Source organism: Robinsoniella peoriensis (assembly GCF_000797495.1).
GTDB lineage: Bacteria > Bacillota > Clostridia > Lachnospirales > Lachnospiraceae > Robinsoniella > Robinsoniella peoriensis.
Map to the genome: position 1 here is coordinate 210,696 of NZ_JTGN01000003.1, position 12,648 is coordinate 223,343.

The 12,648-nt window shown below is 41.0% G+C and carries 11 protein-coding genes and 1 riboswitch; of the genes, 9 read left to right on the forward strand and 2 right to left on the reverse strand.

The window, feature by feature from the left end; translation table 11 throughout:
• Window positions 1–11 precede the first annotated feature (11 nt).
• Entirely contained in the window at window positions 12–911 is a 900-nt protein-coding gene (gene nadA / locus QR40_RS07470) for a quinolinate synthase NadA (protein WP_044294176.1), read from the forward strand.
• A gap of 161 nt (window positions 912–1,072) precedes the next feature.
• Here the strand turns inward: nadA and QR40_RS07475 are convergent, their stop codons facing one another.
• Together QR40_RS07475 and typA are read right to left on the reverse strand one after the other, a co-directional pair.
• On the reverse strand, window positions 1,073–1,894 hold the full coding sequence (locus QR40_RS07475) for a hypothetical protein (protein WP_044294178.1): 822 nt from the start codon (window positions 1,892–1,894) through the stop codon (window positions 1,073–1,075).
• A 22-nt stretch (window positions 1,895–1,916) separates the two neighbouring features.
• Window positions 1,917–3,737, reverse strand: a complete 1,821-nt coding sequence (typA, locus tag QR40_RS07480) for a translational GTPase TypA (protein ID WP_027293127.1) — start codon at window positions 3,735–3,737, stop codon at window positions 1,917–1,919.
• Window positions 3,738–3,973: 236 nt separating this feature from the next.
• Between typA and QR40_RS07485 the strand changes: the two genes are divergently transcribed.
• The 8 genes from QR40_RS07485 to QR40_RS07520 all read left to right on the forward strand — a co-directional run bounded on the left by QR40_RS07485 (window position 3,974) and on the right by QR40_RS07520 (window position 12,647).
• On the forward strand, window positions 3,974–4,600 hold the full coding sequence (locus tag QR40_RS07485; RefSeq protein ID WP_027293128.1) for a single-stranded DNA-binding protein: 627 nt from the start codon (window positions 3,974–3,976) through the stop codon (window positions 4,598–4,600).
• 98 nt (window positions 4,601–4,698) lie between these two features.
• A complete protein-coding gene (locus QR40_RS07490; protein WP_027293129.1) occupies window positions 4,699–5,202 on the forward strand; it encodes a cob(I)yrinic acid a,c-diamide adenosyltransferase in 504 nt (167 codons plus the stop codon).
• Between the two features lie 39 nt (window positions 5,203–5,241).
• A riboswitch (Lysine riboswitch) is annotated at window positions 5,242–5,420 on the forward strand.
• A gap of 69 nt (window positions 5,421–5,489) precedes the next feature.
• Window positions 5,490–6,380, forward strand: coding sequence for a 4-hydroxy-tetrahydrodipicolinate synthase (gene dapA, locus QR40_RS07495; RefSeq protein WP_027293130.1), 891 nt, complete (start codon window positions 5,490–5,492; stop codon window positions 6,378–6,380).
• Between the two features lie 19 nt (window positions 6,381–6,399).
• Complete coding sequence (gene dapB / locus QR40_RS07500; protein WP_027293131.1) at window positions 6,400–7,161, forward strand: 4-hydroxy-tetrahydrodipicolinate reductase; 762 nt, start codon at window positions 6,400–6,402, stop codon at window positions 7,159–7,161.
• Between the two features lie 146 nt (window positions 7,162–7,307).
• Window positions 7,308–9,251, forward strand: a complete 1,944-nt coding sequence (locus tag QR40_RS07505) for a fructose-bisphosphatase class III (protein ID WP_044289816.1) — start codon at window positions 7,308–7,310, stop codon at window positions 9,249–9,251.
• Window positions 9,252–9,500: 249 nt separating this feature from the next.
• Window positions 9,501–10,832, forward strand: a complete 1,332-nt coding sequence (locus QR40_RS07510; RefSeq protein WP_044294180.1) for an extracellular solute-binding protein — start codon at window positions 9,501–9,503, stop codon at window positions 10,830–10,832.
• 82 nt (window positions 10,833–10,914) lie between these two features.
• The gene (locus QR40_RS07515; RefSeq protein ID WP_044294182.1) at window positions 10,915–11,802 is read left to right on the forward strand and encodes a carbohydrate ABC transporter permease; all 888 of its coding nucleotides are present in this window, start codon (window positions 10,915–10,917) and stop codon (window positions 11,800–11,802) included.
• Window positions 11,802–12,647: a sugar ABC transporter permease gene (locus QR40_RS07520; protein ID WP_044294184.1), complete on the forward strand. Its 846-nt coding sequence runs from the start codon at window positions 11,802–11,804 to the stop codon at window positions 12,645–12,647. Before QR40_RS07515 ends, QR40_RS07520 begins: the two co-directional genes overlap by 1 nt.
• Window position 12,648 lies beyond the last annotated feature (1 nt).

The window sequence follows — 12,648 nt, forward strand, 5'->3', positions numbered from 1 at the left end:
AAGGATTCATAATGACAGAAGAAATAGAGAAGTTAAAGAAAGAGAAAGATACCGTAATACTCGCCCACTACTATGTGGATGGAAAGGTGCAGGAGATTGCTGACTATGTAGGAGATTCTTTCTACCTGAGCAAGCTAGCAACTACAGTTAAACAAAAGAATATTCTTTTTTGCGGCGTAACTTTTATGGGAGAAAGCGCAAAGCTGTTGAATCCGGAGAAAAGAGTAGTGATGGCGGATATTTATGCGGACTGTCCTATGGCGCATATGGTCGATGTGAAAGCAATTGAAGAAGTCAGAGAGAAACATCCTGATGCAGCGGTAGTCTGTTATGTAAATTCATCAGCAAAAATAAAAGCGCATTCAGACGTATGCGTGACCTCTTCCAATGCTGTTGACATTGTGAGAGCGCTGCCTCAGAAAGAGATCTTTTTTATTCCCGATAATAATTTAGGTCGTTATGCTGCATCACAGATTCCAGAGAAGCAGTTTATTTTTCACGATGGATTTTGTCATGTACATAAAAGTATCACTAGGGAAAATGTTCAGCAGGCAAAGGAACTGCACCCAAATGCATTGGTTCTGGCACATCCGGAATGCAGTATGGATGTGCTGCAGTTGGCAGATTTTGTGGGAAGTACAGCCCAGATTATTGACTATGCGGACAAGAGCGGTAAGGATGTTTTTATTATCTGCACGGAGATTGGAATCTTTTATGAGCTTCAGCAGCAAAATCCGGATAAGAAATTTTATTCCGTTGGGCATCGCCAGTTTTGTCCCAATATGAAGAAGATCAGTCTGGATAAAGTTCTATATCAATTGCAAAATATGGATAACAGTGTAGAATTAGATGAATCGATTATGGAGCTGGCCAGAAGGCCGCTGGAAAAAATGCTGTTGCTAGGAAAATGAAAATAGGTAAAAAAATAGGTAAAAGTAAATAGGTAAAAGAAAATCGAGAAAAGAACATAGACAAAAGAACATAGACAAAAGAACATTAGCAAAAGATATACAATTAAATAACATAATAAAAAAGGAGAGATTAAATCCCTCCTTTTTTGATGTATTCAGAATCAGCCGTTAGGGCTCAAATTCATATATTTTAAAATACGGTTAAACCATTGCTGGGTCACATACTGATTAGGATGCTGGTCAGCAGTCGCACCGGCTTTACCAGGTTTCTTATGATAAAGCTTTTTTGAATATTCATAAAATTTCTCATACTTAATATTTGGCAGCGCCTGTTCCGATAAAATCCGTCTTAATTCTTTGTTGAATGCCCTGGATTTGCGGTTTACTTTGCTCTTTTTAATACCGGGCGCATAAGCAGATTTGGATATAACATAGAAGTTATAGGATGGATATCTGCGGGCCAGCGACAGGTAATAATCTGCATATACCTGAGCCTGCTTACGAATTTGAGATCGTTTCCTGGCTTTGCGGATATCGTTCCCTTCAATGATCAGTGCGACAGAATAGTGTACGTTCTGTGGTTTATCACTGTCAAGAAGCTTCCTCAGATATGCCCCTCCCTGTGGATGGGTACTGTCATAAGAAGTGGAAAAACAGGAGAACCTGGATAAAATTGTCTGTCGTTCAGACGGCGAAAGAAACCATAGTATTCCAGATCCTGACTTCGTAATAAAAAATAAATCTTTTCCTTTTTCCCATTTTCCATAGTTTATATTCTGAGGTCTTTTGGTATCTCCGTCATTTCTGGAACCTTCCATAAGGGCAGTTCCGGATGCACCTGTGAATATAACCTTTTCTGTTTTCTTCGAGTGTTTTTTCATTCCATTTGCAGCTGATGCAAACGCGGTTGTCTGAGCGGCATAAAGTCCTGTTATTAAAAACAGGAAACAGATAATGATCAGAAAAGATTTGTTTTTTACCATATATTATGTCCCTTCTAAAGATTTATTTTCTGGCAGATCTCTTTCTCATTGTAGGATCCAGTATTTTCTTACGAATCCTGAGACTTTCCGGTGTGATCTCTAAAAGCTCATCCGTGTCAATAAATTCCAGAGCCTGTTCCAGACTTAATACTCTTGGAGTAGTCAGTTTCAGGGAATCATCTGATCCGGAAGCTCGGGTATTGGTCAAATGCTTGCTCTTGCAGACATTTAATTCAATATCTTCTGCTTTTCCGTTCTGTCCGATAACCATACCAGCATATACTTTTTCACCGGCACCAATAAACAAGGTACCACGTTCCTGTGCACTGAAAAGACCATAAGCTACAGACTCACCGGATTCAAAAGCAATTAAGGAACCCTGTTTGCGGTACTGGATATCACCTTTATAAGGACCATATCCATCGTAAGTGGTATTCAGAATACCATTACCCTTGGTATCAGTTAAGAATTCTCCACGATAACCAATCAGGCCTCTGGCCGGGATTGAGAATTCCAGACGGGAATAACCGCCTCCTGCAATACTCATGCCCTGTAATTCACCTTTACGAAGGCTTAATTTCTGAATAACGGTTCCGGAGAACTCTTCCGGTACATCCACATAGGCAAGCTCCATTGGCTCTAATAATTTGCCGCGTTCATCTTTTTGATAGAGTACTTCGGCTTTACTTACTGCAAATTCGTATCCTTCACGGCGCATATTTTCGATCAGTACCGATAAATGCAGCTCGCCTCGTCCGGAAACTTTATATGCTTCTGTAGTTTCTGTTTCTTCAACGCGAAGGCTGACATCCGTATTTAATTCACGGAACAGTCTGTCGCGGAGATGTCTGGAGGTTACGTATTTTCCTTCCTTGCCAGCAAGAGGGCTGTCATTTACCATGAAATGCATGGCAATGGTGGGCTCTGAAATCTTCTGGAATGGAATAGCGTCCACATCTTCCTGTGCACAAAGGGTATCTCCGATATGAAGGTCAGCGATTCCGGAAATAGCAACAATAGATCCGATCGTTGCAGACTGAACTTCCACTTTGCTAAGTCCGTCAAATTCATATAATTTACTGATTTTCACTTTTTTTTGTTTTTCAGGCTCATGATGGTTGACCAAAACAACTTCTTGGTTTACCTTTATAGTACCACGGTCTACTTTACCTACACCAATACGGCCTACATATTCATTGTAGTCGATGGTACTGATTAAAACCTGGGTAGGAGCCTCCGGATCACCTTCCGGAGCAGGGATGTAGTCTAAAATTGTTTCAAATAAAGGAGTCATATCCTTTGCTTCATCCGTCATATCCAGAACGGCATGGCCTGCTTTTGCAGAAGCGTAGACAAATGGGCAGTCTAACTGCTCGTCGGAAGCATCGAGATCCATAAACAGCTCCAGGATTTCATCGATAACTTCATTTGGTCTGGCCTCCGGACGGTCAATCTTATTGATACAGACAATAACCGGAAGATTTAATTCAAGGGCTTTGCGAAGAACAAATTTTGTCTGTGGCATAGAACCCTCAAAAGCGTCAACAACGAGAACAACACCATTTACCATTTTTAATACACGCTCTACTTCGCCGCCAAAGTCGGCATGTCCTGGTGTATCGATGATGTTGATTTTTGTACCTTTGTAATAAACAGCTGTATTCTTGGATAAAATCGTAATGCCGCGTTCACGCTCAATGTCGTTGGAATCCATGACACGCTCTGCGACTTCCTGATTGGCGCGGAATACACCACTTTGTTTTAATAGCTCATCAACTAATGTGGTCTTACCATGGTCAACGTGGGCGATGATGGCAATGTTACGAATATCTTCTCTTTTCATAAAATGATTTTCCTTCTTTCCATATAATGAACAAAATATAACTCATACAGTTTATCATATTTTTCCCAGATTACAAGGGGTTTTGTCGATTTTAAGGGACATTCATTCATAATTCTAAAAAAAATTATGAAATTTTAAAAATTTGTGGTTCTAAAAGTGATTTTCGCCGAATAGATATATTAATATACAAAATACGAAAAGAGATACTTCGTAAGAAGAAGGGAGAACTATTATTCATGACAGATAAGATTATTGAAAACAATCAGGTATCCATTATTGGAGAAATTGCATCAGGCTTTACTTTTAGCCACGAGGTTTTTGGGGAGGGATTCTACATGTTAGATGTGCTGGTTAAGCGACTCAGCGATTCCCTGGACAGAATACCAGTGATGATTTCAGAGAGACTGATTGACGTGACACAGGATTACCAGGGAGAATACATACAGATCACGGGGCAGTTCCGCTCCTACAACAGACATGAAGAAAAAAAGAACAGGCTGGTGTTGTCCGTATTTGCCAGAGAGGTCACTTTCGTTGAAGAAGAAAATGACAAGGTGAAGACAAATCAGATATTCCTGGATGGCTTTATCTGTAAGCCTCCGGTATATCGTAAGACTCCGCTTGGAAGAGAAATTTCCGATATGCTGGTTGCAGTCAACCGTCCATATGGCAAATCGGATTACATTCCCTGCATTTGCTGGGGAAGAAATGCAAGGTTTACTTCCGGTTTCTCCGTAGGTGGACATGTGCAGGTATGGGGACGAATACAAAGCAGAGAGTACATGAAAAAACTGGAGGGAGATATTACTGAAAAAAGAATTGCTTATGAAGTGTCAGTAAGCAAGTTGGAATATATGGAATAAGTATTGCATTCTTTATTTAACTGTAGTAAAATAATAAAACTGATGATGTAGTTTGGTATATGGCGGTTTAACCACCAGTCAGTTAAGAGAGGTGCGCTATGGATAAAGGTTCAGTACATATATTTTGTGGTGAAGGCAAGGGTAAAACGACTGCAGCTATCGGTCAGGGGATCCGCGCTGCCAGCCAGGGCAAATCTGTGATTGTCATTCAGTTTCTGAAAGGCAGGATGGTCGAAGAGATCAGTTTCCTGCAGCGCCTGGAACCGGAGATTAAGTTATTCCGGTTTGAAAAATCAGATGAATCCTTCGATAGTCTGAGTGCAGAAGAAAAGGAAGAAGAGGCACAGAATATTCGCAATGGAATGAATTTTGCAAAAAAGGTTCTGGTAACAGAGGGGTGCGAAGTCCTGATCTTAGATGAAGTACTGGGACTGATTGAACATGGAATTGTGACAATTGATGATATCCGCACTTTAATTGAAGCGAAGGATGATGAGACAGAGCTTATAATGACCGGGATCTGCAACGGACAGGAACTCTGGGACTGTGTCGATGAAGTGACACAGATGTCGACGATTCATAAAATCGAAAACAATTGTTGACAAGGATTTTTAATGATGCTATAGTTAGATTAACTGAATAGGTTTGATAGAGGTCGCGTGTTTCATCAGTATAGAATTGGATATGTTCAGGCATAGATGAAGATTTTAGAAAGGGAAAGACGCCGAAAGGTGCGGTACCTGTAGCCGTATTCTTGGGCATGTGGCGAAAAGCTATATGACTGTCATCATAATTTTTATGATGGGGAGCTATCCAAAAGAATTTTTTTACGTAATCTTTAGGGGCAGGCTCTTTAGCCTGTCCTTATTTTTTTAAGGAGGAAAAGCACATGGCAATATTTACAGGCGCAGGTGTGGCAATTGTTACACCGATGAAAGAAAATGGAGACGTTAACTTTGAAAAATTAGGAGAGATTCTGGAAGATCAGATCGCAAATGGAACAGATGCAATTGTTATCTGCGGTACGACCGGTGAATCTGCTACTTTGACTCATGAGGAACATTTAGAAACAATTAAATATACGATTGATAAAGTAGCAAAAAGAATTCCGGTAGTAGCGGGTACAGGGTCAAACAGCACAGATACAGCGGTGTATTTATCTGTAGAAGCAGAGAAGTACGGAGCTGACGGTCTTCTTCTGGTATCACCATATTATAATAAAGCAACGCAAAAGGGATTGATCAAACATTATACAACAATTGCAAATGCAGTTAAGATTCCGATTATTTTATACAATGTGCCAAGCCGTACCGGATGCAATATTTTACCGGAAACTGTGGCTGAACTTGTTAGCAACGTGGAAAATATCGTTGGTATCAAAGAAGCTACCGGAAATATCTCCCAGATTGCTAAGCTGATGCAGCTTACGGATGGTAAAATTGATTTATATTCCGGAAATGACGATCAGGTAGTTCCGCTCTTGTCATTAGGCGGTAAGGGAGTTATTTCCGTATTATCAAACATTGCTCCACAGCAGACACATGACATGGTGGAAAAGTTCCTTCAGGGTGATATTGAAGGCAGCCGTAAGATCCAGCTGGATGCACTGCCATTGATCAATGCACTGTTTAGCGAAGTTAATCCTATTCCTGTTAAAAAGGCTATGAATCTGATGGGTATGGAAGTCGGACCTCTTCGCGGACCGTTAACTGAGATGGAAGATGCAAATGCAGAAAAACTTGCAAAAGAAATGGTGGATTTCGGATTAAAGCTGTCATAAGCACAATAAGGAGTAACGTATGATAAAGATAATTATGCATGGCTGTAATGGAAAAATGGGCCAGGTGATCAGCCAGATTGTAAATGAAGATCCCAATGCTCAGATTGCAGCTGGGATTGATATTGTAGATAACAGGGATAATGGATATCCGGTTTTTACCAATATCCGTGAATGTGATGTACAGGCGGATGTTGTAATAGATTTTGCATCAGCCAAGGCTGAGGATGCACTTTTAGATTTCTGTATGGAACGCAATCTTCCGGTGGTTGTCTGTACGACAGGTCTTTCAGAAGAACAGATTGCAAGGGTGAAAGAAACCAGTAAAGTGGTAGCAGTTTTAAAATCTGCAAACATGTCTCTGGGGGTGAATACTCTCTTGAAATTGCTGCAGGATGCTGCAAAGGTATTGGCACCGGCGGGATTCGATATGGAAATTGTGGAGAAACATCATAAACATAAAGTAGATGCTCCCAGCGGAACGGCACTTGCCATGGCTGACAGCATGAATGAAGCTTTGGGAAATCAGTATACCTACAAATTCGACAGAAGCCAGGAACGTAAAGAGCGTGATGCCAAAGAAATTGGTATCTCAGCGGTACGTGGCGGCAATATAGTGGGCGAACATGAGGTGTTTTTTGCCGGCACAGATGAAGTGATCGAGTTCAAGCATACGGCATATTCCAAAGCAATATTCGCTAAAGGAGCCGTGGAAGCAGCTAAATTTTTAGCGGGCAGAGAAGCAGGATTCTATGATATGAGCGATGTAATTGCAGCAAAATAATAAAGGCGTTGTTAGTCAAAGACCCCGTAGCAGGCTGCGGGGTCTTCTACCCTCACGCAGCGGATAAGTCAGGATTGTCTGTCCTTGGAACGTTGCCGGGGGATTAAAGGAGCAAGGGGGATATTTTTGTGGAACAGGATTATGAAATGAGATATTTAAAAAGTCTTGCTAAGCTCTATCCTACGATAGCAGCAGCTTCAACAGAAATTATTAACCTCCAGTCCATTTTGAACCTGCCAAAGGGGACGGAACATTTTTTGACAGATATTCATGGAGAATATGAACAGTTTCTTCATGTGCTGAAAAATGGTTCCGGGTCTGTCCGCAGGAAAATTGATGAAGAATTTGGAAATACTTTAAGTAGCCGGGATAAAAAAAGCCTGGCTACTTTAATTTATTATCCAAAGCTCAAATTGGAACTGGTGGAGAAGACGGAAGATAATCTGGAAGACTGGTATAAGATTACGCTGCACAGGCTGATACAGATCTGTAAACGGGTGGCATCCAAATATACCAGGTCGAAGGTGCGTAAGGCATTGCCCAAAGATTTTTCGTATGTAATTGAAGAGCTGATTACAGAAAAGGAAGAGGTCCAGGATAAAGAAGCGTATTATAATTCTATTTTGAATACGATTATACGAATCGGCAGTGCCAAGGAAATGATCATTGCCCTGAGTAACCTGATTCAGCGGCTGGTTATCGACCATATACATATTGTCGGAGACATATTTGACAGGGGACCGGGTCCGCATATTATCATGGACAGGCTTATGACTTATCATTCTGTGGATATCCAGTGGGGAAATCACGATGTTGTGTGGATGGGGGCTGCGGCTGGGCATAAAGCCAGTATCGCAAATGTCATCCGTATTGCGGCTCGCTATGGTAATCTGGATATGCTGGAAGAAGGGTATGGGATCAATCTGATTCCCCTTGCGAACTTTGCGATGAACACTTACGGGAATGACAAGTGCAGCTGCTTTAAGATTAATTATGATAAGGAAGAATATAATACCAAGGATCTGGAATGGGACTGCAGAATGCAGAAGGCAATTGCTATCATTCAGTTTAAACTGGAAAGCCAGGTTATCATGCGCCGTCCGGAATTTGAGATGGAAGACAGGCTTTTACTGGATAAGATTGATTATGAAGCAGGTACGATTCAACTGGAAGGTAAGGTTTATCCTTTATCTGATACGAATTTCCCAACGGTAGACCCTAAGAATCCTTATGAACTCTCGGCAGCGGAACAAGAAGTTATGGATCGGCTTCAATCTGCTTTTATGAAATGTGAAAAGCTGCAGAAGCATGTGCGGTTTTTATTCTCCCATGGGAGTTTATATAAAATCTTTAATTCCAATCTTTTATATCATGGATGTATGCCCTTGAATGAAGACGGAAGCTTTAAAAAGGTAAAGGTTTTTGGAACGGAATACAGTGGAAAAGCACTTTATGATATTCTGGAAATTTACGCCAGAAAAGGTTATTATTCGGTACTGGATAAAGAGGAACGGGAAAAGGGGCAGGATATCCTATGGTATATCTGGAGCAACGGAAACTCCCCTGTTTTTGGAAAAGATAAAATGACTACATTTGAACGTTATCTGATCAAAGATAAAGAAACCCATCATGAAGAAAAAAATCCATATTACCGATATATTGAAAAAGAAGAGACGGTAAACCGTATTCTGGAAGAGTTCGGGCTGGATATTACGCAGTCGCATATTATTAACGGGCATATGCCGGTTCAGCTTTCAAAGGGAGAAACACCGGTTAAATGCAATGGCAAGCTGTTGATTATCGATGGCGGATTTTCCAAGGCGTACCAGAAAGTGACGGGCATTGCAGGTTATACCCTGGTTTACAATTCCTATGGTCTGCGCCTGGTAGCACATGATCCCTTTACTTCGATGGAAGATGCTATTGCAAAAGAGACGGATATCCATTCTGAAAGTATGGTTGTAGAACAGGTGATGCGCCGCAGGCTGGTTGCGGATACCGATATCGGAAAAGAACTGCAGCACACAATTAAGGAATTGGAAAGCCTGTTGTCGGCATACCGGCATGGGATTATCAACGAGAAGATTTAGCAGTAAAAAATGGGGCTTCGCTTTTATGCGCAAGTCCCATTTTTGTTATAGTTTTATTTTTATGTTTTTGAATAGGAACTGTAAAATATATTTTGGGAGTAAAACGCTTTCCCTATTTTATCTGTGATTTTGCACAGAAAATATTGATAGCTAATCAATATTATGATAAAAATAACATATAAAAACAGAGTAAATGAGTTAATTCAACTGGAAACTAATGAAAACAGTTTCCTAAAAAGGAGGAAAAACATGAAAAAAGGGTTAAGTGTATTTTTATGTGCTGCTATGGTAACAGGAACGTTGGCCGGATGCAGTTCAGTCAGCAGTAATACGAGTGAACAGCAAAAAGAAAATACGGAGAATACGCAGAATACGGAGAATAAGGAGAATACGGAGAATAAGGAGAATACAAAGGACACGCAAAATACAAAGGTTACGGAAAAAATGGAATCTGCCAGTGTGAAAATCTGGCATGACGGTGATGAGGCTATCATGAAGACAATTCAGGATACAGTCAATAAAACCCTGGAGAAGAATAAGATAAGTGTAACATTTGAAAAGAAAACAGGATTGACAGATCAGATAAAGCTGTATGGCAATGATGCTGCAAATGGACCGGATATGTATTTATATGCCCATGACTCACTGGGTACCTTTGTTGAGATGGGGGTCCTGGCTCCAATTACCGATGTGGTCGGAAAAGAGGAACTGGAGAATCTACTGCCAATGACAGTAGAGGCCGGTGTGTATAAAGAAAAGCAGTATCTGCTGCCAGTGTATTTTGAAACGCTGCTGTTCATGTACAATAAGGATCTGTGGCAGGGGGATATTCCGGATACTGCGGATGGTATCTATGACTATATGAAGGCAAATACAGATACCGCAAACGGTACTTATGCATTAGTGAACCAGCATTCTACCGCATATAATGTATCTCCGTTCATCAATGGTTTCGGCGGGTATATTATCAATGAAAAAGGGGAACCAGGATTAAATGTCAAAGAGACAAAAGAAGCAATTACCTATAATAAAAAGTTCGCGGAGCTGGAGGCAGATGGAGATTATAATACGGTGACGACACTTTTCAATGATAAAAAAGCGGCAGCGATTATCGGCGGACCCTGGCTGGTTTCCGGTATCAAAGATGCAGGAATTAATCTGGGTATCAAGTCTCTGTCGGATATCAAACTGCCAAATGGAAAAGCGCTGGCACCTTATGCCGGAATTCAGGGAGTAGGTGTGATGGAACATGCGGTAAAGGATAAGAAGGATGTGATCGGAAAAGTCTTAACGGCAATGCTGGATGTGAATCTGGGCATCGCCTTGGCTAAGGATTCAAACTGTGCGCCTGCCAATGAAAAAGCTTATGATGATCCTGACGTAGCAGGAAACGAAATGATTACAGCAATGAAAAAAACCGCTCAGACGGCACAGCCAATGCCGAATATTCCGGAAATGAGTGTTATGTGGGGACCTGCGGAGTCTCTGCTGGCAGCTGTGAATAAGTCTGGTGAAGATGTAGACCAGGCAGCAGATAAATACCAAAAAGAAGCGGAGTCCGCTATTTCCGATATGAAATAAATGCAGAGTGGGCAGTGATGTCCACTCTCTTATATTAGAGAGCTTGCCGAAAATGTATAGGTTGGTGGAAAAGGAGTCAGAGATGAATAAAAAAAGAAAATTACTGCCGTGGCTTTATTGTACACCGGCAGTAATCTTAATCGGAGCCATTGTCGTCTTTCCAATTTTATATACCGGATATATATCCCTAATGGATATGAATCTTTATCATTGGTTTGATTTTAAAGTTATCGGCTTAAAAAATTATGAGCGGGCATTGTTAAAAATTGATTCCGGATTTTTGTCTGCTCTTTTTACAACTATTATCTGGACTGTTATGAATATGGTAATACAGGTTGGGGTGGCTTATCTGATCGCCTTAGGATTAAATGTTAAGGGATTAAAGTTAAGCAGATTCTATAAAACCCTTTTGATGTTCCCATGGGCAATGCCTGCATATGTATCCATTCTTTTGTGGCGGGTGGGAATGTTTAATACGGAGTTCGGGTTGTTTAATAAGGTACTTGCAGCACTGGGGATGCCAAAAGCTGAGTTCCTTTCTCAAAATGTTCCGGCATTTTTGTCTAGTATGGTTCTGAACCTGTGGATGGCACTGCCGTTTATGATTATGATGATTGACGGGGCACTGCAGAGTATCGACCAGAGCTATTATGAAAGTGCAAAGTTAGATGGGGCAGGGCCGTTGAAACGCAATATTTATATAACGATTCCGGCATTAAAGCCAATTATGGCGCCCGCTGTTATTATGACCACCTTTACCACTTTTAAGCAGTTCGATATTATCTATCTGCTGACAAAGCAAAAAGGTTCTCTATCCGGTGCAACGCTGGATACTATTATTACCTATGCCCATGAAAATGCTTTTGTCTCCAATAATTACGGCCTTTCTTCCGCCGTATCAATCATTATATTCGGATTTATTATTCTATTTTCGTTTTTTACAAATCGTGGGTTAAAGGAGGAAGTGTGATGAGCAGACGTAAAATGAAAAATATTCTTGGATTATCCATATTAAATCTCGTATTTATAATTTTGTGTTTAACCGGGCTTGTTCCAATCCTGTATGCGCTGTCGCTTTCCTTTAGCAATGGGTCTGCGGCACTTTCTTCCGGACAGTTTTTTATCCCGCAGGAGTTTACCTGGGAAAACTACCATTCCATACTGGTTGATGAGCCGTTTCTTCTGTGGCTGAAAAATTCTGTTGTCCTGAGTGTGGGAACCATGATATTTGCCATGGGGACGGCGGTAACAGCATCCTATTCTTTTTCACGTTTCCGCTATAAAGGAAGAAAACAGATCCTACGGCTGCTTTTACTGCTGAATGCTTTCCCGCAGATTCTTTCGATGTTTGCAATTTTCCGTCTGTTTAAGACATTCCATCTTCTGAATTCCAATATCGGTCTTGTAATAATCTATGCAGGATCCATGAGTATCTTTGCGATTTGGAATATGAAAGGGTATTTTGACACGATACCGGTGGAGATTGAAGAGGCATCAAAGATTGATGGCGCCAGTAATTTTCAGTTACTGTACCGGATTGTGCTGCCACTTGCAAGACCCGCAATTATTGTGACTGCGGTAATGGTTTTGATTTTTGTGTGGAATGAATATCTCTTTGCTACCACATTTATGATGAATGCGGATCATTATACCCTGGCAGGAGGACTGTATCAGCTGCAGTCAAGTGATTACAGCAGAAGCTGGCCTTTGTTTTCGGCAGCAGCAATTCTGGTATCTGTTCCGATCTTAGTAGTTTTCTTCTGTATACAGAAATATATGATATCCGGATTGACAGCCGGAGGAGTGAAAGGTTAGG